General features: G+C 70.9%; 21 protein-coding genes. 7 read left to right on the top strand and 14 right to left on the bottom strand.

Translation table 11 applies throughout. The features are described from left to right. Positions 1 to 100: 100 nt before the first annotated feature. Positions 101 to 433 (top strand): divalent-cation tolerance protein CutA, encoded by a 333-nt coding sequence (cutA, locus tag ACWDSL_RS22135; RefSeq protein WP_450487880.1) that lies wholly within the window; start codon positions 101 to 103, stop codon positions 431 to 433. A 6-nt stretch (positions 434 to 439) separates the two neighbouring features. Here cutA and ACWDSL_RS22130 read toward each other — a convergent pair whose 3' ends face one another. After that, complete coding sequence (locus ACWDSL_RS22130; protein WP_450487878.1) at positions 440 to 1,717, bottom strand: XRE family transcriptional regulator; 1,278 nt, start codon at positions 1,715 to 1,717, stop codon at positions 440 to 442. Between the two features lie 511 nt (positions 1,718 to 2,228). On the opposite strand from ACWDSL_RS22130, the gene ACWDSL_RS22125 reads away from it, so the two are divergent. Then, on the top strand, positions 2,229 to 2,573 hold the full coding sequence (locus tag ACWDSL_RS22125; protein WP_450487876.1) for a hypothetical protein: 345 nt from the start codon (positions 2,229 to 2,231) through the stop codon (positions 2,571 to 2,573). A gap of 20 nt (positions 2,574 to 2,593) precedes the next feature. Here ACWDSL_RS22125 and ACWDSL_RS22120 read toward each other — a convergent pair whose 3' ends face one another. Next, on the bottom strand, positions 2,594 to 2,746 hold the full coding sequence (locus tag ACWDSL_RS22120) for a hypothetical protein (RefSeq protein WP_450487874.1): 153 nt from the start codon (positions 2,744 to 2,746) through the stop codon (positions 2,594 to 2,596). Between the two features lie 409 nt (positions 2,747 to 3,155). On the opposite strand from ACWDSL_RS22120, the gene ACWDSL_RS22115 reads away from it, so the two are divergent. Beyond that, positions 3,156 to 3,299 carry a DUF397 domain-containing protein gene (locus tag ACWDSL_RS22115; protein WP_450487882.1) on the top strand — a complete coding sequence of 48 codons (144 nt, stop codon included), beginning with the start codon at positions 3,156 to 3,158 and terminating at the stop codon, positions 3,297 to 3,299. A gap of 447 nt (positions 3,300 to 3,746) precedes the next feature. On the opposite strand, the gene ACWDSL_RS22110 is transcribed toward ACWDSL_RS22115, so the two are convergent. Further along, a complete protein-coding gene (locus tag ACWDSL_RS22110; protein ID WP_450487872.1) occupies positions 3,747 to 4,385 on the bottom strand; it encodes a Type 1 glutamine amidotransferase-like domain-containing protein in 639 nt (212 codons plus the stop codon). 183 nt (positions 4,386 to 4,568) lie between these two features. On the opposite strand from ACWDSL_RS22110, the gene ACWDSL_RS22105 reads away from it, so the two are divergent. Next, on the top strand, positions 4,569 to 5,210 hold the full coding sequence (locus ACWDSL_RS22105) for a nucleotidyltransferase domain-containing protein (RefSeq protein WP_450487870.1): 642 nt from the start codon (positions 4,569 to 4,571) through the stop codon (positions 5,208 to 5,210). Between the two features lie 92 nt (positions 5,211 to 5,302). On the opposite strand, the gene ACWDSL_RS22100 is transcribed toward ACWDSL_RS22105, so the two are convergent. Then, entirely contained in the window at positions 5,303 to 6,190 is an 888-nt protein-coding gene (locus ACWDSL_RS22100; protein ID WP_450487868.1) for a hypothetical protein, read from the bottom strand. Between the two features lie 224 nt (positions 6,191 to 6,414). Here ACWDSL_RS22100 and ACWDSL_RS22095 point away from each other — a divergent pair, with 224 nt between their 5' ends. After that, a complete protein-coding gene (locus ACWDSL_RS22095; RefSeq protein ID WP_450487866.1) occupies positions 6,415 to 6,774 on the top strand; it encodes a helix-turn-helix domain-containing protein in 360 nt (119 codons plus the stop codon). 110 nt (positions 6,775 to 6,884) lie between these two features. On the opposite strand, the gene ACWDSL_RS22090 is transcribed toward ACWDSL_RS22095, so the two are convergent. From ACWDSL_RS22090 to ACWDSL_RS22075, 4 genes are all read right to left on the bottom strand, one after another. Then, positions 6,885 to 9,041, bottom strand: a complete 2,157-nt coding sequence (locus tag ACWDSL_RS22090) for an ATP-binding protein (RefSeq protein WP_450487864.1) — start codon at positions 9,039 to 9,041, stop codon at positions 6,885 to 6,887. Then, positions 9,038 to 9,727, bottom strand: coding sequence for a DUF4255 domain-containing protein (locus tag ACWDSL_RS22085; protein ID WP_450487862.1), 690 nt, complete (start codon positions 9,725 to 9,727; stop codon positions 9,038 to 9,040). Before ACWDSL_RS22085 ends, ACWDSL_RS22090 begins: the two co-directional genes overlap by 4 nt. A gap of 8 nt (positions 9,728 to 9,735) precedes the next feature. Continuing rightward, positions 9,736 to 12,501 (bottom strand): VWA domain-containing protein, encoded by a 2,766-nt coding sequence (locus ACWDSL_RS22080; protein ID WP_450487860.1) that lies wholly within the window; start codon positions 12,499 to 12,501, stop codon positions 9,736 to 9,738. Between the two features lie 164 nt (positions 12,502 to 12,665). Then, positions 12,666 to 13,304, bottom strand: coding sequence for a helix-turn-helix transcriptional regulator (locus ACWDSL_RS22075; protein WP_450487858.1), 639 nt, complete (start codon positions 13,302 to 13,304; stop codon positions 12,666 to 12,668). 253 nt (positions 13,305 to 13,557) lie between these two features. Here ACWDSL_RS22075 and ACWDSL_RS22070 point away from each other — a divergent pair, with 253 nt between their 5' ends. Continuing rightward, complete coding sequence (locus ACWDSL_RS22070) at positions 13,558 to 14,931, top strand: COG1470 family protein (RefSeq protein ID WP_450487856.1); 1,374 nt, start codon at positions 13,558 to 13,560, stop codon at positions 14,929 to 14,931. A gap of 37 nt (positions 14,932 to 14,968) precedes the next feature. Here ACWDSL_RS22070 and ACWDSL_RS22065 read toward each other — a convergent pair whose 3' ends face one another. The 5 genes from ACWDSL_RS22065 to manD form a co-directional block, all read right to left on the bottom strand. Continuing rightward, positions 14,969 to 15,784, bottom strand: a complete 816-nt coding sequence (locus tag ACWDSL_RS22065; RefSeq protein WP_450487854.1) for an eCIS core domain-containing protein — start codon at positions 15,782 to 15,784, stop codon at positions 14,969 to 14,971. Between the two features lie 171 nt (positions 15,785 to 15,955). Further along, the gene (locus tag ACWDSL_RS22060) at positions 15,956 to 19,498 is read right to left on the bottom strand and encodes a phosphodiester glycosidase family protein (protein ID WP_450487852.1); all 3,543 of its coding nucleotides are present in this window, start codon (positions 19,496 to 19,498) and stop codon (positions 15,956 to 15,958) included. Between the two features lie 251 nt (positions 19,499 to 19,749). Further along, a complete protein-coding gene (locus ACWDSL_RS22055; protein WP_450487850.1) occupies positions 19,750 to 20,166 on the bottom strand; it encodes a YchJ family protein in 417 nt (138 codons plus the stop codon). A 64-nt stretch (positions 20,167 to 20,230) separates the two neighbouring features. Next, positions 20,231 to 21,712, bottom strand: a complete 1,482-nt coding sequence (locus tag ACWDSL_RS22050; RefSeq protein WP_450487848.1) for a mannitol dehydrogenase family protein — start codon at positions 21,710 to 21,712, stop codon at positions 20,231 to 20,233. Continuing rightward, positions 21,709 to 22,917 (bottom strand): D-mannonate dehydratase ManD, encoded by a 1,209-nt coding sequence (manD, locus tag ACWDSL_RS22045; RefSeq protein WP_450487846.1) that lies wholly within the window; start codon positions 22,915 to 22,917, stop codon positions 21,709 to 21,711. Before manD ends, ACWDSL_RS22050 begins: the two co-directional genes overlap by 4 nt. Positions 22,918 to 23,013: 96 nt before the next feature. On the opposite strand from manD, the gene ACWDSL_RS22040 reads away from it, so the two are divergent. Beyond that, complete coding sequence (locus ACWDSL_RS22040; RefSeq protein ID WP_450487844.1) at positions 23,014 to 23,772, top strand: GntR family transcriptional regulator; 759 nt, start codon at positions 23,014 to 23,016, stop codon at positions 23,770 to 23,772. Between the two features lie 77 nt (positions 23,773 to 23,849). Here the strand turns inward: ACWDSL_RS22040 and ACWDSL_RS22035 are convergent, their stop codons facing one another. Next, on the bottom strand, positions 23,850 to 24,815 hold the full coding sequence (locus tag ACWDSL_RS22035; RefSeq protein ID WP_450487842.1) for an Lrp/AsnC family transcriptional regulator: 966 nt from the start codon (positions 24,813 to 24,815) through the stop codon (positions 23,850 to 23,852). Positions 24,816 to 24,868 lie beyond the last annotated feature (53 nt).

The raw sequence follows: 24,868 nt of genomic DNA, 5'->3' as shown, positions 1-24,868 counted from the left end.
GAAACCGCCCCTGACCACTCCACAGCCCGCTACACTCCAGCCGCCCGGTGAAACCCGCAGGACAGACTGCGAAATCCTGCTGGAGTACTAGGCTCGCGGTATGACTGATTTCCTTCAGGTGGCGACGGCGACGGAGACCCGTGAGAAAGCCGAGAAGCTGGCGGGGTCGGTGGTGACGGCTCGGCTCGCGGCCGGTGCGCAGATCGTCGGGCCGGTGGTCTCCGTCTTCTGGCATCAGGGCGAGTTCGGTACGGGGGAAGAGTGGCAGCTCTTGTTCAAGACCCGTGCTGACCGTTACGCCGATCTTGAAGCGCACCTCTTGGAGCATCACCCATGGGAGAACCCTGAGGTGTCGGCTGTGCCGATCGTCGCGGGTTCGGATGCCTACCTGCGATGGGTGGAGCGGACCACTGATCCGGCCCCTGCGAGCTGACCCCTCTCAGGCCCTGGCCTTCTCCAGGACTTCGGCCACGGTCGGAAGCTCGCGATGGGCGCTGAGCTGTTGGAGGATCGGGGTGAGGCGCTGGCGTGGGCGGACGGAGGCCACTCCGGCGGAGAGTTCCAGGGCGCGGCCGGTGATGGCCGCGGCCTGCTCGATCTCCCCGGCGGCCAGGTAGGAGTCGGCGAGCCACGACAGGTAGAGGCTCTTGTCGCGGGCGTGGGTGTCGTCGTAGTGGGAGAGGAAGTCCTCCAGCACGGGAACGGCGCGAAGCGGGCGACACAGCTCGGTCCAGCACCGCCCCGCCATGATGTGCAGCCCGTTTCCGTCCCATGCTGCCCAGTCGGGTTGCGGAATGCCGTCGTCCTCCCTGAGCGCGGATTCAGCGGCATCGAGGGCACGTTCGGTCTCGTCCGCGTCACCAGCGGCGGCATACGCCCAGGCGAGGCGCCCGTAGAGCAGCGCGCGTACGCCTGCCGGAGCGCCGGGGCCTGCTGTGCTACAGGACTCAACCGCGATATCTATCCCGGCACTGCGGTCCGCGTTGATCTTCTGGTAGGCGAGGAACGCGAGGGCGTTTCCGGCGAGGGCGGTGTCTTTCGCTTCGGTGGCGGCCCGGTGGCTGGCCTCGTAGAGGCTGCTGGCGTCGGTGTGCTTGCCGGCGTCGAATGCGGCCCATCCTGCTTGCTGGGCCTGCTCGGAGAGGACGGACAGGAGCGCGCGGCCTGTCTCCTCCGTGTAGCTGCCCTCTCGAAGCATTGTCTTGGTCGCGTGGTACTCGCCGAGGTAGACGCGATAGGTGTCACCTCCGCCCAGGATGTCATCGAGTCGCCGCAGCCGTGCCGTGCGCTGTCGCAACTGTTCGGGCACGTCTCGGCCGATCTGTCGGCTCGCCTTGATCTGGGTCAGCTCGGGTAGGCCGAGGACCAGACCCGCCCCGACCGAGGCTCGGAAGAATTCCCTGCGCAGCACTGTTTCGCTTCCCTCTCGGGTTGTGGATGTGATGCGTGCTGAGGCGGTCGGGGCGTGACCGGGTGCGACTGCCGTTTCCCAGTCGCGGGGTGCGAGGCCGAGTAGATGGCCGGGGATGCGTAGTGCGTCGGCGATCGTCGCGATCTTGTCGAACGACGTGATGCGGCCCTGGCCACGTGCCAGGGTGCCGACTCGTTCGGGCTTGATGTCACACTCGGCGGCGATCTTCGAGTAGCTGATCTTGGCTAAGTCTCGGGCAAGGGAGAAGACGGCGCCGAAGTCGTGGGCCACGATCGCGGCGCGCATCTCTGCGTGGTTGAGAAGTTCTCGCGGTAGTGCTGTGGGCGGTTGGTAAGCGGTCATCGTGTGCCCCGTTGCGCCTGCTGGTGACAGTGTGTCGCAAAGTGCTGACTGTCAGCCTACCCATCATGGGGATAGCCACGGGCGGGAAGTCAGCACGGTCATTCCGCAGGACAGTTGGCAGACGCAAGAGACCCCCGCGACGTGGCTGCGTCCGGGGGCGTGGTCAACGCTGCAAAGGAGCGTCAACAATGCGGAAGACTACCGCCCGATTTGCGGAATGGCTGTTACAGCTGCTGCTGCCTTCTCCAGGATGGCATCGGGCCGTTGGAATCCGGCCAGACGTCCGGCGCCTGGATACGCCGACAGTTCGTCTGTCGCGTGTCCCCCTGGCTCACGTATGGCTGCCGCGTGGCGCGGACGTCCCGGGTACGGGGCTTGTCCGGCCGCATGTGGTCGCGCATGAGCGCCAGCGGCGGGGTGGTGCCGCCGGACATCGGGCAAAGGCGGTGGCGACATGAGTACGCGGCCTCGTCTGCTGCCGTGGCCGGACTCGGCCGGGAAGCGCTGCTATCTCGTGACGGACGACGGCAACAGTCGTCTGTCGAGGCTCGCCGATGAGATGGAGGCCGCGCAGCTGACAGCGGGCGTCGAACTCCTCGGCCACGCGGGCGAGATGCTGCGCGCTCACAAGGTGAGCGAGGGAGAGTTGAGGTTCCTCGTCAAGTCCCTGCGCGAGGCGCTGACCGACGCGCTTCGGGTCGCCGAGAGTCGGGGTGGGCGGCTGCCTGCCTGTGCCGACGGCGAGCCGTACGAGGGCCCGGACGGCGCTCCGGAGTCTGAGTGGGGAGCGGGCGAATGAGCCGAGCCCGATCAGGTGCGTCAGAGGGTTGGGATGTCGGGCCTGTTCCAGGCCGTGGTCTGCACCGTGAGCGGAATGGACACCTGGCGCTGCCGCTTCAGGTCGTCCGCTCCGGGCAGCACGTCGCACTTGCCTCGCTGCTGCTGACGGTGGCCGAGGCGGAGCAACTGCACGCGGCCCTGTGCTACGCGTTGGGCGCTGAGCCTGCGCCTGCTGACGCGCCGGAGTGCCGAGAGCCGATCCACTACCCAGGCGGCCGACAGCGGTACTGAGGTCTGCCCCAGCCGGGCGAGCCGCACTCGCGACAACCACATATACGACGCCGGACCACCCCCGAGCCTGCAAGCAACTGGGGTGGTCCGGCTGGGTGCGCGGGGCGGACTACCTAGCGGGCCGGTGGGAAGCGACGGCGGTAGTCGGGGAACTGGATGGCGCGCTGCGGCTGGTCGGCATGGACATGGATGGGTGCGGTTGCGCGCGGGGACGGCAACAGACGGCTCGGGGGTCGTGCGCTTCGAACTGACGGCGGCGGTGGCGCGGGGGGTGGCTGCACTGGCGCGGGAACGAGTGCGTTCAGGTCGCATGTCTCTGGACGCGGGTGGGGTGCGGGACTCCAAGGCTCCCGGTGGTCCGGCACTTTCCTTCGCCGTTGATGCCTGGGCTGCTTTCGTGGGAGGCGTCAGGGAAGGCAAGTTCGGAGATGGCACAGGGCGCGGCGTCCGGTGAGGCGTTGCGCCCGCGCTCGGCCCTGCAGGGTGGGCATAGTGTCGCGCTCGTGGGGATCGTGGGCGTTGGAGGGCTTGGTGGAGGGGGATGAGGATGGAGTCCGGGCGGTAGGTGTCGGACCAGGTGAAACGGAGCAGGGTGAGGCTGGGTGCGAGGGTGGCCAGCAGGCGGCTGGCGATGGTATCCGCGCGGTCGGGGGTGCGGCTGTGGTTGACCCTTCCCAGGGTTAGCCGGCGACGGCCAGGACGTAGCCGACGCCGCGTGCTTCGGGTGCGGCATGGGGCTGCGGATCCTGGCCGGAGTTCGCGACTCGCCGTCCTCGTCACCGGCGGGCGCCATCTCCACACCCGCGTCGTTCCTGTTTGCTTCGAACACCTGCTGACCGTTGCGGTAGTGGAGCGCGATCGGCTTGCCCGCGATCCGTACAGGGTGCGGCTCTTTCGGCGGTCAGCTGACCGGCCCGGTGGTGTCGTGGATGTTGACTGCCTCCCCGTCGCGTAGACATCGGTGCGGCAGCCCGCTCTCGGCGAGATGAGCCGCGGCTCGCTCCGCGTCTTCCGTTTCGGGGTGTTCGGATCGCCAGTGGGGAACGATCCGGTAGGGCACCAGGAGGAGGCACTCCGGTGCGGTGGCCGGTGGATACTCTTCGGGCAGGACGGTTGGGTCATCCATGAGGTCGATGCCCTTGAGGTCCGGTCCGGCGACGCAAGCTCCCGCTGAGTAGCCGCCGTAGGTGAACTCGGCACGATGCTGCTGCTCATGGAGGGCATCGCGGAATCCGGTCTGGGTCATGGCGCGGGCCAGGACGAACGCGTTGCCGCCCAGAGACCAGACGAGGTCGAGGTCGGCCAGGCGCTTGGGGAGTTCCTTGGGGGCGGAGAAGTAGTCGCGGAGGTCGAGTTCTTCGCAGGTGTAGCCGAAGGTCTCAAGAGTGCGCCTCTCACGGGCATAATCGCGAGCGCGTGAGAGGCCGTACCCGTCGAGCGCGTTCAGGACGATGCCCGCTCTGCCGGTGCGAAGGGTGCTGGGCAGCGCCGACGGACGGCTGTCGGGGGTCAGAAACCAGGAGCTCAGCAGTAGCCTCATTAGTACCTCTCGGTCAATGGATCACGCCTTGGTGATTGCTCATGCTGCCGTGAATGATGCCTCGCTGCTGCTCGCCGCCCGCGACTGCCGACTCAAGGCCGACGGTAGCCGCACACGCTTTTCGTGATCCGGACCCGATCAAAGCGCCGCACCTCGGTTGGGCCGCGGCAGTAGGTTGTTCCGATGGCCGATTCTCTGCCGCCCGGCGGCACCGTCCTTGATGGGGACGAACTGCATGCCCGGTGGGCGGACGCCTGGGATCCGGAACAGGTCGCGGAGCGGTTGGGCGGGATCAGCGCGCCCTGGTGCATCGTGGCCGGGTGGGCGCTGGATTTGTTTCGCGGAGGACAGTCGCGGCCACACGGCGATCTGGAGATCGCAGTGCCCGCGGCGGGGTTCGCGGAGGTTCGGGAACGCTTCCCCGAGTACATGTTTGACGCGGTGGGCTCGGGGCGGATCTGGGCAGGGGCAGGAGCTGAGGTGCTTGCGGCCACGCACCAGACCTGGCTGCGGGATCCGGCGAGCGGTCAGTTCCTCTTCGACGTTTTCCGCGAGCCGCACGAGGGCGGGATGTGGATCTGTCGGCGGGACGAGAGCCTGCGGCTGCCGTACGACACGATCATCGAACGGACGGCTGACGGCATCCCGTACTTGGTGCCAGAGGTGGTGCTGTTGTTCAAGGCGAAGTCGGTACGTCCCAAGGATCACGCCGACTTCGACGGGGTCCTGCCGCTGCTGAGCCAGGCGCGGCGCGATGCCCTCGGCGGGTGGCTGAAGCGCGCCTATCCCGGACATCCATGGCTGGCGAAACTGGCGAAGCAGTGACGCGAGTCGGCTGTACGACGTGCCGCATCCGCTGCGGCGTTGGGCCCACGCCGAGGCGTTGCAGGGTGGGCCTGGCGTCGCGTTCGTGGGGATCATGGGCGTTGGAGGGCTTGGCGGAGGGGGATGAGGATGTCGTCCGGGCGGTAGGTGTCGGCCCAGGTGAAGCGGAGCAGGGTCAGGCCTGGGACGAGGGTGGCCAGACGGTTCTGGCGGAAGCGGTCTTGGTAGAGGGCCTGGGGTGTGTCGTGGGGGCCATGGCCGTCGGCTTCGATGCCGACCCGCTGGGCCGGCCAGCCCAGGTCGATACGGAGGATACGGCCTCGCTCGGGGTCCGGGATGGGCCACTGGGGGAGGGGCGGGGGCAGGCCGCCGTCCAGGCAGATCAGCCGGATTCGGGTTTCCAGGGGGGATTCGGCCCGGGCGTCGGCCAAGGGGATCCAGGCGCGGGCCCGGCGTGCGCCGGGGCGGCCGGACAGGTGGGCCGGGAGGATGAGGTGGTCGGCAGATGTGAGTACGTTTTGGTGGAGGGCGGAGTCCAGCGTGCTGACGGCCTGGGCGCGGGGGAGCTGGAGGAGGAGGTCGGCGCAGGTGCGGGCGGGGGTGGTCAAGGGGATGCCGCGCAGCGTTGTGTGGGCATGGTCGGGTGCGAGGGTTCTGTGGATATGGACGCCTTGGCGGTTGCGGATGGTGTCGTGCGGGGTGGCCAGGTGCAGAGTGCCGTCGTCCGGCGGGAGGCCCTGGATGCCCAGCAGCCGGGCGGCCGTGGGGCCCGCCGCCATGGCCTGCGAGCCGCAGGTGAGGAGGAGGCCCCGGACCCGGGCCCGCAGCGATGGCCCCCGGGCGTCCCGCCCGAGCCAGTAGCTGCCCCGGGTCAGCGGTACCCACTGGCCTGCCCGGATCATGCGGCGGACGTCCGCCCGTTCGGCGCCGACCGTGCGGAGTTGTGCGGCGGTTACCACCCAGTCCTGCCTGGCGGCCAAGGCACGTACATTCCTAAGGACTTCGTCGCTGATCGTCATGCCGCACTATGGCGTGAAGTTCCCGATCGCGTGTGGGCCTGTGGATAACCAGCCAAGTCCTGACCCGTCGCCGCAATAGTCACCCGTTCGGGTGTCTGTTAGAGCGTTCCTGTGCTCGACAGGCGGGCAGTACATCAGGGTACCGGGATCAGCCGGGGCCAGCGAGGTCCGGGTGCTGTTGCCAAGTGGCTGGATCACCCGGCGCGACGGCAGGAGGAGGTAGAGCAACGACCGGGTTCCACGCTTGGGGCGACGTCAAGCGCGAGGTCTTCGACGCGGAAGACCTCGATGCGATCGATGCCGGGGCTCAGCGCATGGTGGCCGAGGCGCGCGCGCACCGGCTGGCCGAGATGCGAAGGCAGCTTGGCCTTACACAGAGAGAGGTCGCTGCCCGCATGCATGTGCGGCAGGAGCGCGTGTCCGCGATCGAACGCGGAAGCGCGACGGCTGCGGAGGTTGGAACGATTGCCGCCTACATCGCGGCCCTGGGGGGCCAGGTGGAGATCGTCGCGAACTTCAATGGCACCCGGGTCGTCGTCGCATGAGGCATACACGGGTGCTTGGCAAGCGCTTGGGTTGGCCGCGTGGGAGGTGCAGCCGTTCTTACGAGCGAGGTCTACCTGGTTTGCTGGGCGGGGCTGAGGAAGTAACTGCCTCAGCTGAGCAGCGACATGTACGGGCCGAACTCCGACGCCAGGGTCAGGCGGCCCAGCTTTTGGTACTCCCGCTGTACGGCGTGGATCAGGTCGGACATGGTCACGGGATGCCCTGACTCGGCGGCGAAGTAGGCGGCGGTGACCGCGACCGAGCGGATGTTGCCGCCGGCGAGTTCGAAGGAATCGGCGCAGAAGCCGAGGTCCAGGTCGGCGGCGCGGGGGAGGGCGGGGCCCAGGGAGCGGTCCCAGAGGGTGCGGCGCTGGGGGGCGTCCGGGAGGGGGAAGTCGATGACGAGGTCGAGGCGGCGGGTGAAGGCGTCGTCGAGGTTGGCGCGGAGGTTGGTGGCGAGGATGGCCAGGCCGTCGAAGGTTTCCATGCGCTGGAGGAGGTACGCGCTCTCGACGTTGGCGTAGCGGTCGTGGGCGTCCTTGACCTCGGAGCGCTTGCCGAAGATCGCGTCGGCTTCGTCGAAGAGCAGGACGCCGTTGATTCCGGCCGCTTCGGAGAAGATGCGCTCCAGGTTTTTCTCCGTTTCGCCTACGTATTTGTCGATGACGGTCGCCAGATCGACCGTGTAGAGGTCCAGACCCAGGTCGGCGGCGATGACTTCGGCGGACATCGTCTTGCCGGTGCCCGAGTCGCCCGCGAAGAGGGCGGTGACGCCCCGGCCCCTGCCTCCGCCCGGCCGCATGCTCCATTCGACCAGCACCTGGTCGCGGTGGCGGGCTCGGGCGGTGAGTTCGCGGAGTTGGGCGAGGGCGTCCGGTGGGAGGACGAGGTCGGGCCAGGCCACCGCGGGTTCGATACGGCGGGCCAGGCGGTCGAGGCCCGCGGCGTTCTGGGCGCGCGCTCCGGCGCGGACGTGGTCCGGGCACAGGGTGCCGCCGTCCAGCATCGCGGACTGGGCCGCGCCCTGGGCGGCCCGGGTGATCTGGTCCGGGGTGAGGAGGAAGGGGGACAGGAGGTGGGTGATGTTCAGGTTTGGGGGGATTTCCTTCAGCTGCTGCTCTTGATCGGGTGTCCGCTCACCCGGTGGCTGGGCTCGGTTTACTGTTCGGTCCCTGGTCCGTTCGCCCTCGTACGCCGCCGACCACAGCGCCGCCCGCGCCGTCGGTTCCACCCGTGGGGCATGGAGCAGCAGGGGCGGGTGGGTTGACCAAGCCGCGTCCCAGGGGGCGCGGCCGACCAGGACGACGGGGAGGGGGACATCCGACACCGCGCGGATGACCTCGGGTTTGTCCTGGGTGAGGGCGTCTATGGGGGTGCACACCAGGCCTGAGGCCGTTAGCTGAGCTTCCCTGGCTAGGACTCTTACCGCCTCTGCTGGGTGCGGGTCATGGGCGAGCGCTTCCAAGTTCACGGTCAGGACGCCATGGCCCGCCCCCGTGAGGGCAGCAGATGCCAGGGCAGTACCTGCGCCGCCCTGGTCCTCGCGCAGGTATGCCAGGCGGACGCCGGAGGCGAGTGAGCGTGCGAGTGGGGTCGGGTTGCCCAGCTGCGTTGGTGCGTTCTGCCAGAGGGCTAGGAGGTCCACGATGCGTGGGTCGGGGGTGTCGTCGCCCAGGAGATGTGCGGTGACGCGGTCGGGGACGCGTAGCGCGCGGGCCAGGAAGGGGCGGTCCGGTTCCTCTGCCAGGAGGAGGCCGCCGGAGCGGAGGGGGGCTTGCGGGGACAGGCGGGCACGGGCTCCGGCGTCGGCCGGGGACAGTCCGCACAGGCCGAGTGCCAGGCCGATGGTCGGGCGGCGGCGGGTGACGTCGTCGTTCAGATAGCCGTAGAACTGCTCGAAGCGGTCGTCCAGGTCCGGGATCAGCGCGATCAGCAGGATTTCGATGTCCAGGGCTGTGAGGTCGAAGTCGGCTGCCAGGGAGCGCAGTCGGGGCTGGCGGCCGGCGGCGGTCGCGGCGTCGGCGCGTGCTTCTGCTTCGGCCAGGAACGCGGCGTCGGTGTCGTCGGGGGCGGTGGCCCTGAGGTGGCGGCCGTGTTCCAGGAGGTGGTGGATCGTCTCGTCGGTGAGATACAGGCCCCGGAAGGCGTCATCGGGGGTCGGGTCCGTCTGCTGCCTGGCGTCTACGGCCCGCCTCACCCGTTGTTCGATGAGGACGGCCCGGTCCAGGAGGTGGCGCAGGCTCGGGTCGGTTGGAGTGTCAGTCATTCGGGTTGTTCTTCTGATATTTGGGAGGACACGGCGGTGCGTTTGGTGCCGTACACGGGGAGGTTCCCTGGACCCGGTGAACGGTTTGTGCGCGTCCCGGCGTCCGTCGCTACGTCGGACAAACCGACGCTCAGCCCCTCCTCGCCGACCTCCGGGCCGGCCGGGTAGACCGGCGACTCGGTGACCGGCACGCTCACCACCAGGTCGAGGGACGGTTTCAGCTCCCCGCCCAGCGCGCTCCACACATCGGCGAACGAACGGTCCTCGGGCGGCGGCAGCGCGATCGTCATGGGGACGGGTACGCCGAGTTCGGCGAGCGTGCCGGTGAGCCGTTCGGCGGGCAGCGCCTCGTAGCGCAGCAGGCAGGAGAGGAGCGATGAGAGCAGACGGTGCTCGTCCTCGGGGCGCTTGGTCCACGCCGTGATGAGATACGAGAGCTTGAAGTAGCGCGGCGGGCGGCGCCGGGCCACGATCGTGCCCCGTTCGTCGTACTCATTGAGCAGACCGCGCTCCCGTCGGCGCATGTCCTCGCGGATGTCGTACAGATACAGATTGACGGTGGGGGCGTTGACCTTGGCGGCCCAGTCGCGGGTGGGGGCGTCGAAGACGACCGACACCTGGGCGCCGCCCGCCAGGGCCTCTGCCCTGAACATCGCGCGCAGCGCCTCGTCGACCTCGTGGATCACCGGTGCCGTCACCTCCGGCCCGCGAAGTCGGGCGGCTGGAGGCTGCGTTGCACGATCAGCACCGGCTTCTCCAGCCGGTCCAGGCCCCGTACGGTGGCGCGGAGCTTGCGCGGGCCGAGTTGGTCTTTACGCAGGACCAGCACCTGCGCCTCGAAGGTGCCGTCGCCGTCGACGCGTACGGTCGAACGGGCCGCGGTGATGGCCGGCTTCCAGGTGAGCGCGACCGTCGCGCCGGGCGGGAAGTCCTTGCCCCGCGCCACCGCCACATCGCCGGGCCTGGCGACCTTGGGGGTGACGGTCAACTTGGGCTGCAGGACGCGGATACGGGCGGTGTCCGTGTTGTTGGCGCGTTTGGGGTCGCGTGGGGAGCCGGTGACGGAGACGCGGATGTCTCCCCGGACGGCGGTGCGGTAGACCGCGGACTGCGTCACGGTCAGGCGCTCGCCGGGTGCGAGGGAGCAGGGGGCGGCGCGGGTGCAGCCGGAGAGGGCCGAGAGGCTGCGCTTGTTGGCGTCTTTGGTACGGGGCCAGGTGGTGGTGAGCGCGATGTTCTTCGCGGTCTTGGGGCCCGCGTTGGTGAGGGTGAAGCGCATGCCGGTCCGCTGCCCCGCGTAGCGGGGGGAGGGGCCGGCGGTCGCCGTCACGGCGATGTCCGCCTGGTTCGGCACCGGGGCGGGGCTGACGGTGAAGGTGGCCGTGTCGGTTCCGGTGTTGCCCGACGAGTCCGTGGCGGTGCAGGTGACCTTTGTCGTGCCTACGGGGAAGCGTGAACCGGAGGTGGGGTCGCAGGTCACTGGTAGATCGCTGTCGACCGCGTCCTCGGCGGTGGCGGTGAAGTCGACCTTGGCGCCGTTCTTGTCGGTCGCTTCGATGATGCGGTCGTCCACGGTGACGACCGGGGCCGTTACGTCGTTGACGGTGATGGTGATGCGCTGCTGGTAGTCCTCTGGGGTGGGCTCCCCGTCTCCGCTGCCGTCTCCGTCTCCGTCTCCGTCTCCGTCTCCGTCTCCGTCTCCGTCTCCGTCTCCGTCTCCGTTCCCGTCCCCATCTCCGTCTCCGTTGCCTCCGCCTCCGTCCTGGCCTGCGTTCTGCCCTGCGCTTTGGCCGGCGTTCTGGCCGGTGTTGTCTCCGCCTGGTCCGCCGTTTTGGCCGGTGTTGTCTCCACCCGGTCCGCCGTTCTGGCCCGTGTTGTCTCCACCCGGCCCGCCCGTCTGACCTCCGTCCTCACCGCCCGTTCCGCTGGAAGCGCCGCTGATCACTCCACCGATCAGGCCACCGATGACCCCGGCGATCGTTCCACCGCCCGACCCGTTGCCCGACCCATTGCCGGAGGCCCCGCCGCCACAGCCATCCTCGGAACCGCCGATCGCGCCGCCCAGCACCCCGGCGATCAGGCCGCCATTGCGTTCGCTGTCGTATCCGCCGACCCCGCCCACCGCCAGCCCTGCGATGGTTCCGCCGCCGCAGCCGTCGGATCCGCTGGACACGCCGCCCGCCGCCCCGCCGATGACCCCACCGTTCTGCCCGCCGTCGGTTCCGCCGTCGGTTCCGCCGACCGCGCCGCCGATCGCCCCGGCGATCGTTCCGCCGGAACCGGAGCTCCCGTGGTCGGAACCGTCCCCACCAGTCCCCTCCCGCCGGTCACGGAACTCCCGCGCGGGCGGCACATCCGCGGGCATCTCTCCGCTCGGCACCTTGCCGTTCAGCAGGAACTGGACGGTGCAGTCGAGCGTCGCGCCCTGTGGGGCGTCGTCCGCCAGTTTGATGGTCTCGCTGAAGTCCGCCACCGCACCGCTGGTCACGTCCCTGCTCGCCGGGGTCAGCGAGACGGAGAGGGCGGGGTCGCAGGCCACCGCCTGATAGCTGACCGTCGTGGGCAGGTTGGTCAGCCCCTCCGCGATGGTGTCCGCCACCTGGTCCGCGTCGATGTTCTGGAACAGCTTGCCGCCCGTGGCCTGGATGACCTTGCTCGCCTGGTCGGGATCGTGTGTCGGTTCGCCGTTCTGACCAGGGCCGTTGCCGTTGTTGCCGTTGCCGTTGAGACCGTCGCCGAGTTCGGTGGCCACATCCACGCCGAGGACCCGGACCCCCGCGCTCTTCAGGGCGTTGATGCCGTCACCCAGCGAGTGGTCAATGCTGGGGTCGTGGCTGGAGGCGTCGCCTACCAGGACGACGATGGGGCTCGCGCCCTCGCGGAAGACGGTTTTCCCGCCCGCCCCGTTGCCGATCTGCCACAGGGCGTTGATCCAGTCCTCGGCGGGGCCGGGGCTCCCGAGACCGCGGTCGGAGGCGAGGCCGTCCACTCCTCGCCGTACCTCGTCCAGCTTGTCCGTGAGCCCCTGGAGCACGGTGAAGACCCGGTCGCCGTCGACCTTGTCACCGAAGGTGGCCACCGCGAAGCGGGAGTCGGGCTGCTCCTCGCGCACCCTGTCGGTGATCCGGTCCAGGTTTTCCTGGACGTTGTCGATGGTGGGCTGCATGCTTCGCGTCCCGTCGACCAGCAGCACCACATCGGGCCGCGGCGGGATCGCGGGCGTACGCACCTTCTTGTCGACCGCGAGCGAGTCGCCCGGGTCCAGCGGCTCGTCCACCACCGCGGGGGTCACCGTGGGTTCTGGCGAGGGCACCCGCTTGCCCGCCGCCGCGCCCGGAAGGACGCTGATCGTCAGGGACAGTACGGCGGTCAGGGCGCCGATGCGCAGGGCGCGGGCATGCGCCTTGGCACCCGCGCCGGTCCGCGGCCGTAAGCGAAGGAACCCCCGTATGGAACGCACAGAACACTCCACTCGGCATCGGCGTGCGGTGTTCCACTGTCGCGGGTCGGAATGCGGAAGCGCACCGGGGCGGCAGCCAGCCCTTCGGGAAGGGCCGGCTGCCCTATGAGGCACCGAGGCACCGAGGCACCAAGGCACCGTGGGGTCCACGGGTGGCGCGTTTCCTAAATCAGACCCTGGCGCAGCGCGTATGCCACGGCGTGTGAGCGGTTACGCAGATTCAGCCGCGTCATGACGGCGTGCAGTACGTTTTTGATCGTCCGCTCGGAGTAGGAAAGCTTCATGGCGATATCGGCGGTGTCGTATCCCTCGGCCACCAGCCGCAGCACCTCGATCTCGCGGGCCGCGAGCCCGGTGAAGTTGAGCCCGCGCGGTGCCAGGACCTGGCCTTGGAGCTTTCCGACCTGTTCCAGGAGGCTTCCCAGCAGATCGGGAGGGACATGCCCTTCGCCCTGCGCCACGGAGCTGATCACCTGGACCAGGCGTTCCGGGGTGGTCTCGGCGCGTCTGACGATTCCGACGAAGCCGCATTCGGCGGCGTCCACGAGTTGTTGTTCGTCGATACGGGTGATGACCAGTACCCCCCGCGCGGTGCTGGTCCGCTGGATCTGGCGTAATACACGGTGTGCGTCGTCGTCGAGAACGTCCAGGACGACCACGGCCACCTGCGGCGCATCCGATTCGTCCCAGTCGATGATCGTGATTTCTGGCCGGGTGCGCAGCTGGCTTACAACTCCGGCTTGGGATACCGGGTCTTGGGCGCGCAGCGCTACCGTGATGCGTTCTCCGTTCGTTTGTTGCACGTCGCTCTCTCCCCTCGGGCGACTGATGAGGGAGGTGGCGTGACAATTGCGCGGTGACGTACATGGCATGCACCTAGATCATGCACATGACATCACGATTTCCTCACATTCCCCTCCCTGCAACGGGCAACCACAGTAATGCTCTTGCTTCTCCAAGGGAATTGAACGTGCGTTCCCGGGCAACGCTGATTGCCCGAAAGTGTTCCTGCGCGGCCGGTGCCGGGATGTGATGCCGGAGTTTACGGTGCGCCGCATGAGTGTTTCGGCGAGCCTGGACGAGTCCACCGTCACCGCCCAGCCCGGCGGTGAGGCGGATATCGCCCTACAGGTGCTCAATTCGGGGGACACCGTCGAGGAATGCCGGTTCGAGGTGGTGGGGCCGTGCGCCGCCTGGACCACGGTGGAGCCGGCGAGTCTGTCGCTCTATCCGGGGGCGACGGGCACCGCCACCGTCACCCTTCGCCCGCCGCGGAGCTGGGAGATCGCCCCCGGGGACACCCCCCTCGGGCTGAGGGTCGTGCCGACGAGCGACCGGAATCAGCCGGTGGCCCTCGAACGCGGTGTGACCATCCTGCCGTTCACCGAGGTCACCTCAGAACTGGTGCCGCGCGGATCGGCCGGCATCCTGCGCGGGCGGCACAAGGTGGCGATCGACAGCAGGGGCAACACACCGGTCACGGTGGGGCTGAGCGCACGGGGAGCCACCGAACGGGCGCGGCTGGGCTTCGAGGCCACCGAGCTGACCATCCCGCCCGGCCAGGCCAAGTTCGCCGCGCTCAAGGTGCGCCCGGCCAAGCGGGTGTGGCGGGGGACACCGGTCACCCATCCCTTCCAGGTGATGGTGACACCGCGGGCGGAGGAGGGGCACGACCCGTACGAGCCGGTGGTCCTCGACGGCTCGTACGAGCAGCAGGCCATCCTGCCGCGCTGGCTGCCCCGGGTGCTGGCCGTGGCGGTGCTGGTGGCCGCCGTGTTGGTGGGCCTGTGGTTCGCGCTGCTCCGGCCCACCGTACGGTCGGCGGCCCGGGAGGCGATCACCCCCCAGGCGGTCGAGTCCGCCGCGCGTCAAGCGGACAAGGAGCGCAACGCCGAGGAGCAGAAGGGCGGGCAGCAGGGCGGACAGCAGGGCGGCGGCCAGAAAGGGGCGGGCGGCGGGGATTCCCAGCAGGGCGACTCGGGAGGTTCCGGTGGCGATGCGTCGCGGTCCCCGGGCGGCGACGCGAGCGCGGAGCCCGGCGGAGCGGGCGGGTCCGCCATTCCGACGAGCGCCCGGGTACAGGTGCGGGACCGGGTGGGGGGCGGCTCCGCGCGGGAGACCGCGTACCAGGTCCCCGCGGGGAAGACGCTCCAGCTGACCGACATCGTCGTCCAGAACCCGCAGGGCGACGCCGGCACCCTGGTCATCTCCAGCGACGACGGGCAGCTGCTCAACCTCGCACTCGAGAACTTCCGCGACTCCGACTACCACTTCGTCACCCCCATCGAGGTGCGGGCGAAGGGCACGGTCACGATCTCCGTCAGCTGCCGGGAGGTCGGCAAACCGGTAAAGGCCCCCACGCCGTCCCAGTGTTCGGAGTCGCTGTTCCTCGGCGGCAAGCTCGCCCCGGGCAAGGAGGCCAATGGCTGAGGCCGGGGGCTGACCGGGGCTGATTGACGTACGGGTCTCACGCCTCGGGGGGAGACTCCTCCTCTTCCTCGGCCCCCGCCTCGGGCGCCCGCTGTACGAAGGAGCCCTGCACGTCCGCCGGTTGCTCGTCCTCGTCCTCCGCCTGGCGCTGCACCGGGGCCGCGGACGGTGCCGGTACGGGGGCCTCGGCCGGCGCGGGCGCGGGTGCGGGGGCCGGGGCGGTCATCGCCCGCTCGGCGTTGGCCGACGCCTCCTGCTCGAAGCGGTCGGACGGATCGCTCACCCGGATCCCGCCCGGCGTCTCCGTACCGTCCACCGGGCCGCTGCGCTGCTGCATGACATGGGTGAGCTCATGGGCGAGCGTGGTGCGGCCCTGGTGTGAGGCCGGATCGTAGCTGTCCCGTTGGAAGACGACGTTCTCGCCGACGGTGTAGGCCCGCGCGCCGACCTCCTTCGCCGATTCGTGGGCCGCCGAGTCCGTGTGCAGCCGCACCCCGGAGAAGTCGGCTCCGAGCCTGGTCTCCATGTCGGCGCGGACGTCGGTGTCCAGGGGCTGTCCGCCGCCGGAGGAGATCACATCGTGGACGCTCGAGCGCTGGTCGTCCTCGTCCAAGGCCGGGGCAGCCTGGTTGGCGTCTCGTTGGATCGCGGATCCGAGGGCCGCGTTGCCGACGGTCCGCTGAAGGGTGCCCATACCGGAGCGGCCGATCACCTCCGTATGGCCGGTGGCGACGGCCTTCAGCAGATGGGGGAGGTCCGCCGACTGCTGAAGGTCCGTTCGCTCCGGAGTCTTGAAGGACTCGTCGTGCTCATGTTCGTGCTCTTGTTCATGTCCATGGTCGTGTGTGCGCATCTGCCGCTCCCCGGGGAATAGCGGAAGTCCGCTCCCAGCGTCGCGGCAGGGGCCGGGTGTCGTCCAGGTCAGGACCCGTCGGGGAGGGGCAGCGGGGATTGCCCCTTCGGGCAGTCACCCGCGGCCCCTCGCCCCTACGGTCCGGTCCTGAGGCCCCTCAGCTCCGCTCCGTCATGCCGCCGAGGATCCCCCGGCGGCGGATCCCCCGGCGGCGCGGGCCGTGACCGTGAAGCTCGCCTTCGCCACCGCCCCGTTCACCGTCACCGCCAGGGTCGCGGACCCCGGCCGCAGCGCGGTGAGCCGGCCCGTCGTCGGGTCGTACGCGGCGACGTAGCGCGGCCGGTGCCGGGCGGCGTCGTCCGGGTCGCCGATGAAGAGGTTCGGCGATCCGGTCCAGTCCGCGCTCACCGGGAAGCCGACCGGCACCCGGCGGGGGTCGGCGCCCTCGCCCTGGAGCACGGTCGCGGTGACCTCGGCGTGCTGCCCGGTGGGCAGTTCGGCCGGGGCGGTGACGGTCAGCCCGTCCACATGAGCCCGGGTCTGTACGGACACCCAGTCGGGCCCGCCGGCCCACGGAGCCTGCCGGGCGCGGGCCTGCTCATGCTGGGAGACCTGGTCGACGCCGACCATGGACCAGCCGGTGAAGCCACCCTGACCGGGCGGGGTGGCCGGGTTCTTGCCCGAGTTGCCGTTGATCAGGTACGGCACGCCGTCGACCCGCGAGGCGTGGAAGGTCCCCACATGGCCGCCGATGAAGGCCGCGCCCTTGCCGGTCGTACGGCGGAACTGGGCGAGCCAGCCCTCCAGCAGCGCGGCCTCCTTGCGGTCGCCGAGCTGGCTGCCCTGCTGCGGGGTGGGGTCGCGCGGGGGTACGTGCTCGATCACCATCACCGAGCCGACCGCCGGGTCCTTCGCCGCCGCGTCGAGCTGGGCGCGCAACTCCCGGACCTGGTCGAAGCCGCCGCCGCGCAGGCTCAGGCTGGAGGTGTCCAGGGTGATGAAGCGGGTGCCGCGGTGGTCGAAGACGCGGTGCGCGGGGCCGAATTCGGCCTCGAAGTTGTCGATCTTCCCGCCCATCACCTCATGGTTGCCCGGCACGTAATACCAGGGCACGGCCCCTTCACCAGAGCCCAGCTCCTCGGTGAGGACCTTACGGGCGAAGGCGAGGTCGGCGGGGGAGCCCTCGTCGACCAGGTCCCCGTCGATGACCACGAAGTCGGGGCGCGCCGCCTTGATCTCGCGCAGGGTGCGGCGCGCCTGGACGACGATCGCGCTGTCCGGGTCGCGGGCCACGAACTGGGCGTCCGACATCACCGCGAACCGCCAGTCCCGGCCCTCGGCGCGCGCGGCGGTGGTGATCAGCGGGTCCGGATACGCCGTCTGCTCGGGCAGATCCACGGCGGGCGGGACCTGCGCGGTGAGGTCGTCGATGGTGATGCGGCCGGTGTACTGGCGGGTGGCGCCGGTCTCGGCGAGATAGAAGCGGTTGACCTTCAGCGGATACGAGACCCCGGCCGGGACGGCGAAGTCGACGTGGCGCCAGCCGGTCCAGGTGACGTACGGGCCGCGCAGCAACTGGTCGGAGCCCGCCGCGTCCTTGAGGTGGAGCGTGGGCCACGCCCCGTTGCCGTCCCCCTTGATCCACAGGCCGAACGACTGCGGCTGGCCCTCCACGGCGATCTGCTGCGGCGGGCTGACGTACGCGGCGCGGGTGGCGGTGGACTGGGTGAAGTCGTACGTCAGCTCAAGACCGGTGCCGGTGTGGCCGTCGGGCGTGGCCGCGAGCGAACCGGAGGCGCGGGCCTGGCTGAACTTCCACTCACCCGCGTCGTCGAAGGCGGCCTCCTGCCGCTCGGTCAGCCCCACGGTGACCGCGAGCCGGGTGGTGGTGCCCGCCACGGTGACCTTGATCTGGCCCGCGCCCTGCCCGCCGTGGGCCTTGACGGTGAAGTCCCCCGAGCCCGGGTCCGGGGTGATGTCGAAGAGGTCGTGGTCGTAGTCGAGCCGGACGTCGGACGGTTCGACGGGCGCGCTGGTGCCGTGCGCATCCAGGCCCACCACCCCGAAGCGGCCGGTGGCCTCGGCGTCCTTCAGGCCGATCAGCCGGGTGGTGGGCTGGATCCGGTCCAGGTCGTCGAGGACGGTCAGTTCGATATCGCCCTTCGCCGCCCCGCGGCGGGCCATGATCTGCGCGTCGCCGCTGTTCCGGGCGGTGAAGGTGCCGTCGGCGCTCACCCGTCCGATACGGGGGTCGGCCGAGTGCCAGGTCGCGGCGCCCTCGGCGGGGCCGTACGTCTCGTCGTATCCGGCGGCCGTCAGCCGCCGGGTCAGCCCCGGGAAGACGCGCTCGGGGTGGCCGCCCTTGACGGGGTCGACGGTGGGCGCCGCTCCGGCGGCGGCCGCGGTCTCCACCCAGAAGCCCTTGAGCCGGCCGCTGCCGTCGGGGGCGGTGAAGGCCAGGCCGTTGGGGACGGTGCGCTCGCTGCCGTCGGACGGGCTGTTCTCCACCCGCGCCGTATCGCTGCCGGGCGCGCGGGCCACCAGCGTGGAGGAGCCGCCGCCGTCGAGGTTGAGGGCGCTGTAGGAGCCCGCGTCCTTCATCATCACGCCGAGTTCGGTGAGCGTGACGCCGCCGCTGTCGGCCTGTCGCCCGTCCACGGTGAGGACCTGCATCGTACGGCCGTCGCGGGAGAAGCCGACCGCGGTGCGCGGGGCGGCGGTGTTGTTGCCCTCGCCGTCATGGCCGACCGCCGCGCCGTCCACGACCAGCAACTCCCGGCCGCTGACGGCCGTGTCGGGCACGTCGCCGCTGTCGGGGCGCGGGTGGTACTCCCATGAGACCGCGTCGCCTACGGCCAGGTTCGCCAGCGCGTCGGCTCCCGCGTCGCGGCCGATCAGCAGGGTGGTGCCGGGGGGTATCGCACCCTTGCCGGGCGCGGTGGCCACGGAGGTGACCTTGCCGTCCACGACGGCCACTTCGGCGGTGCGCTTGGTGCCGGCCCCGTCGACGGTCTGGGCGCGGTCCGCCTCGCCCCACTGGGCGGTGTACGCGGCGATGCCCTGGGCCGGCACATTGGCCGAGTTGAGCGCGGCGAGCGGGTGCGGACCGTCAGGGAGAGTGAGTGTGCCGTCGAAGTACAGCTGGAGGACCCGGCCCGCGTCGGCCGGCCCGATGCCCACCGCGCGGCCCCCGGCCGCGCCGGCCGAGGCCGAACTGACCACCCGGCCCGCGCTGATACCGGTCCCCTCGGGGGCGCCGGTCTGATTGATGTCGAAGAAGTCGCCGTTGATGGCGGCGACCGTACGGCGGCCAGGCCCCGGGTCGTGCTCGGCGGCGAGCTCGGAGACGGGCTCGCGGGCGGCGACCTTGTCCGGGTGGAGGTAGTCGATCTTTGTGCCGCTCGCCAGGTCCACCGACAGCGAGTCGACGCGCAGCCACTTGTCGGACTCCAGCCGGTCGTACGAGGTCAGCTTCACCCCGGGGGCGACCGGCCGCGAGCTGCGGGCGGTCTCGATCCCGTCGCCGTCGACGACGGACCGCACCGAAGCGTCGCCGCGCCCGCGCGCACCGCTGGCGGCCGGCGGCGCGATGGACCGCAGCATCTCGGTGGAGGACCGGGGCAGCGGCTCGGGAGCGGGGGAGTGGGGGTTGTCAGCGGCGGCCTGACCGGCGGCGCCCAGCAACAGGGCGGACACCGCGGCCAGTACCGCCACAGGTCTGACGAGAGCGACAGGGGGCACGGCAACTCCAGAAACCCTCGGCTTCGCGTGGTTCACACGCACAGCGCCCCAGCATCCCGGGGGGAGTTGACCTTGCGCCAGGAGTCGTCGGCAACATCCTGGGAAACATCGCGGCGCGCGGCACGGCCCGTACGGCGGCGCGCGAACCGGCGTACATCGCGGCGCACACCACGCCGTGCGAGCCGGTGTGAACCGACGTGCGACGCCCTTCGCGGCGCGGGCGCTCAGGCGTCGATGACGCCGTCCACGTAGACCCAGTCCCCGTCGTGGCGTACGAAGCGGCTGGTCTCGTGGAGCTCGCCGGCGCGGCCGCGCTCGGTGTAGTGGGCGCGGAACTCGACGGTGCCGGTGGTGTGGAACGCGCTGCCCTCGGTCGTGTCGAGAACGTCCAGGCCCCGCCAGCGCAGCGCGGGGTCGAAGTCGATCCGCGGCGGCCGGGTGTCGGGGTGCCAGCTGCGCAGCAGATACGCCTCGTCCCGGCGGACGAAGGCGCTGTAGCGGGAGCGCATCAGCTGCTCGGGGGTGGCTGCCCGGGCCTGGCCGCGGTGCAGTCTGCCGCAGCAGTCGTCGTAGGCGGCGGGCAGCCCGCAGGGGCAGGGCGCCGGGCGGGGCGGCTGCGGGCGTCGTGCGCGTCGGGACATGGCCCCATTGTGACGGGGCGCGCGCCGCTCCCCGCCCCGGGGGCCGGGGCGGGGAGCGGCGCGTTCAGAGCGGTGGGACGGTTGGGGAGTTCAGCTCCCGGTGTACCGCCGTGACCAGGGCGGTGTCCTCCGCCAGGTCCTCCGCGCCGAGCACGAGCAGCAGTGCCCGCAGGGCGTCCGGGGCCGGCCGGTCCCAGGCGCGGCGCAACCGCTCGGCGGCCGGGTCCTCGGCTGGGGTGTCCCGGGTGGCGCGGGCCCAGGCGGCGAGTGCGGCGGTCAGCCGCGGGGTGTCGTGGCCGGTGGCGCGCAGCTCCCGCAGCGGGGCCAGCCAACGCTCGGGGATCTTCAGCGAACCATCCGCGGCGATCTGCCGGATCCGGTGGTGCATCGCGGGGTTGGCGAAGCGGCGTACGAGGCTGTCGACGTAGCCGGGGATGTCCAGGCCGTCCGCCGGAGGCAGGCTCGCGGCGGCCTCCGCGCAGTAGGCGCGGACGGTGTCCTCGCCCCATCCGGTGGCCATGACATCGGCCACGGTCTCGCAGCCGGCCGCCAGGCCCAGATAGGCGATGAGCGAGTGCGAGCCGTTGAGCAGCCGGAGCTTCGTGAGCTGGTACGGGGCGACGTCCGCGACGAAGCGCGCGCCCCCGGCCTCCCAGCGCGGCCGGTCGGCGGCGAAGGTGTCCTCGAGCACCCACTGGGTGAAGGGCTCCGCGGTCACCGCGCCCTCGTCGCGCACGGTCAGGGCGCGGGCGGCGGTGCGCAGATCGCCCTCGGTGGTGGCGGGGACGATGCGGTCGACGACGGTGGAGGGGAAGGCGACCGCGGTGGCCGTCCACTCCAGCAGGCGTTCGCGTTCGGGCCATCGGGTGGCGGAGAGGAAGTCCCGTACCAGGCGGCGTACGACCGCGCCGTTGCCGGCCATGTTGTCGCACGAGACCACCGACAGGGGCGCGCCACCGGAGCGCAGCCGGGCGCGCAGCCCGTACGCCAGCTGCCCGGCCACGGTCGCCGGGGCGGGCGCGCTCGCGAGGTCTCGTACCGGGTCGCTTTGTGTCAGGTCCCTGTGGACCAGCGGGTCGGTCAGGTCGAGGCCGCCGGTCGCGGGGTCCCGGCGGTAGCCCTTCTCGGTCACGGTGAGGGTGACGACGGTGACGTCCGGGGAGGCGAGCAGTTCGGTGAGGCGGGCGCCGTCGTCCGCCGCGTGCAGCACCTCGGTCACCGTGCCGACGACGCGGGTGAGCGGCCCGCCGGGGTGGCGCTCGGTGAGCGAGTACAGCCCGTCCTGGGGGCGCAGCGCGTCCACGACGGCCCTGCTGCGCTGGGTGACGCCGGCGATTCCCCACCCGCCGCCGGCGGTCACCTCGGCCTGCTCCGTATAGACGGCCTGATGGGCCCGGTGGAAGGCGCCGATGCCCAGGTGGACGATGCGCGGCCGCAGCGCGCCGGGGTCGACCGCGGGGCGGCTCTCGGCGGGGACGGCGCGCAGGGTCGCGGCGGAAAGCCGCCCGGGGGCGGGTGCGGCCCGGTCGTGGGGTGTGGCGCTCACCAGTCGTGCACCGACCCGTCGGTACGGCGGTTCACCGGCAGGTACTTGGGGTCGTACGGGAAGCGGGCGGCCGCCTCCTCGTCGAGTTCGACGCCGAGGCCGGGGGCGTCCGAGGGGTGGAGGGCGCCGTCGCGCAGTTCGTAGCCGGGGCGGAACACCTCGTGGGTGAGCGGGTCGTGGGACATGTACTCCTGGACGCCGAAGTTGGGGACCGTGACGTCCAGATGGACGGCGGCGGCCAGGGACACCGGGGACAGGTCGGTGGCCCCGTGGGAGCCGGTGCGGACCTGGTAGAGCTCGGCGAGGTGGAAGATCCGCCGCAGGTGGGTGATGCCGCCGGCGTGGACGACGGAGGCGCGGATGTAGTCGATGAGCCGCTCGGTGATGAGCTGCTGGCAGTCCCAGATGGAGTTGAAGACCTCGCCGACCGCGATGGGGGTGGTGGTGGCCTGGCGGATCTGGCGGAAGGACTCCTGGAGTTCGGCGGGGGTGGGGTCCTCCATCCAGAACAGCCGCAGGTCCTCCAGCTGGTGGCCGAGCCGGCCCGCCTCGGTGGGGGTCAGCCGGTGGTGGACGTCGTGCAGCAGGTGGAAGCCGAAGCCGAAGCGCTCGCGGACCGCGGTCAGCAGGCGGGGCGCGAAGTCCAGGTAGTCCTCGGTGGACCAGGTCTGTTCATCGGGGAGGGAGGCGGCGGCGGGCTCGTAGACCACGCCCTTGCGCACCCCGTAGCTGCCCGGCGAACCGGGGACGGCGGCCTGGGCGCGGATCGCGCGGTAGCCGAGGTCGCGGAAGCGGGCGACGTCGTCGAGGAGTTCGGGTACGTCGCCGCCGCTGGCGTGGCCGTAGACCATGGCCCCGTCGCGGGCCCGGCCGCCCAGCAGGTCGTACACGGGCATGCCGGCGACCTTGCCCTTGATGTCCCACAGCGCGGTGTCGACGGCCGCGATGGCGGTCATCGTCACCGGGCCGCGGCGCCAGTACGCGCCCTTGTAGAGGTACTGCCACATGTCCTCGATACGGGCGGGGTCCCGGCCGATCAGCAGCGGTACGAGGTGGTCGCGCAGATACGAGGCGACGGCGAGCTCACGGCCGTTCAAGGTCGCGTCACCGAGTCCGGTCACGCCGTCGGACGTGGTCACCTTCAGCGTCACGAAGTTGCGGCCGGGCGAGGTGACGATGACCGTCGCCTCGGTGATCGTGGCCATGTGCTGCTCCTTGGGGCCCTGGATGCTTGGGGTTATGCTGGTCGACTACCATACAAGTATGGCGGCCGAGCGGGTCAAGGGACGGTGAGGGGTTCGATGACACCGGTGGAAGGACTGCACGCGGCTCGTTCCCGGGGACGCAACACCCGGCAACTGGTCCATGAGGCGCTGCGTTCGCGCATCGTCAGCCTGGAGTTGGAGCCCGGGACGGCCATCTCGGAGAACGACCTGGCGGCCGAGCTCGGCGTCAGCCGCACCCCCGTGCGCGAGAGCCTGATCCTGCTCGCCGACGAAGGTCTCGTCGACATCTATCCGCAGATGGGGACGTTCGTCTCGCGCATCCGCGAACGGGACGTCGCCTCGGCCCAGTTCATCCGGGAGGCGCTGGAGCGCGCGGCCCTGCGCGACGCCGTCGGCCGGACCACCGAGCGCGACATCGCCGACCTGAAGGCGCTGCTCGCCGCCCAGGAGGAGGCCGACCGGCGGACCGACCGGGAGGGCTTCTTCCGGCTCGACGAGGAGTTCCACGCCCGGCTGATGGCCGTCAGCGGACATGGCTCCGCCTGGCCGGTGGTCAGCCAGGCCAAGGCCCAGCTCGACCGGGCGCGCCGGCTGTCGCTGCCGCTGACGGCGCAGATGACCCGGCTGGTCGGCCAGCACCGCGAGATCGTCGAGCTGCTGGAGGCGGGCGATCTGGACCGGGCCGACGAGGCGCTGTGCTCGCATCTGCGGCTGGTCTTCAGCGATGTGGAGAAGATCCGGGCCCGCCACCCCGAGCTGTTCAGCGACCAGGACGCGCCCGTACGCCCGCGCCGCGAGACCGCCCGGCGCGGCGGCTCCCGGAGGGATGCCTGACCTGGGCGATCCTTTCGGGCTCCTGGTGATCTTCTCAAGGCCGGGCCCGAGCCGTCACGATGCCGGTTCGCCGTACGTCACTGCGCCGGGGCGGCACGTTTGGCGTAGGCGGTGATCATGGCCGTCTCCATACGGCCGACCCCCTCCAGGGAGCCGACGCGGTCGGTGAGATAGGTGTGCAGCGCCTCGGCGTCGCGACACACGGCGATGGCGAGCAGGTTGTGGGCGCCGGTCGTCATGCAGACGAAGGCCGTCTGGGGGTCGGCGGCCAGCGTCCGGGCGATGCCGCCGAGCCGGGCGGGGGTGATGGTCAGCCAGAGCAGGCACTGCGCCGAGTATCCGAGCAGGCCCGCGTCCACCTCGACGTCGAGGCGGAGCACACCGCTCCGGCGGAGCTCTGCCAGCCGTCGGCGGACGGCCGATTCCGACCAGCTGACCTGTCGGGCGAGGTCCGGATACGCGGCGCGGCCGTCCGCGGCGAGTACGGGCAGCAGACGGCGGTCGAGGTCGGTCAGCTGGACCGGGCCGGAGACGGGGCCGGGACCGTCGTCGGCGGCGGAGGGCCGCAGGGCGGCCACTTGCTCGGCGGTGAGCGCCGAGGTCCGGCCGGTCCAGCGGTGGTCCATGGCGGGGCGCAGCAGCCGCTGTGCGTCGAGCTGTGTGATCTGCGGAAAGCGGCCGAGCACCGTCAGGGGCGCCGGGCCTTCCCCGGCGACGCGGAAGACACAGACGAGCTCGGCGCCGCTGGACGCCACGGTCACCCAGGCGGTGTCGGGACGCCGTGCCAACGCGCGGGCGAGAGCGGCGGTCCCTGACGGCAGAACGCGCAGCCGCACCACCCATTCCGCGTGGCCGGTGCGGAGGCTGTCGGGCACGCCCGCCACGCGGGCGATCCCCATAGCGCGGAGGCGGCCGAAGCGGCGCGCGACGGTGCGGTCGGAAACGTCGAGAACATCCGCGATCTTGCTGAAGGCAGCCCGCCCATCGAGCTGCAGCGCATGCAGAAGCCGCAGGTCGAGGGCGTCCAGCGTGACCGAATCCACCCGGTGAGTGTAGGCCGGTGTCGGAAAGCGGCGCCGTGGCGGGGGTTGGGGGT

It is taken from the genome of Streptomyces sp. NPDC000941, from assembly GCF_053599555.1.
This window is presented reverse-complemented; position numbering and strand designations above follow the sequence as displayed.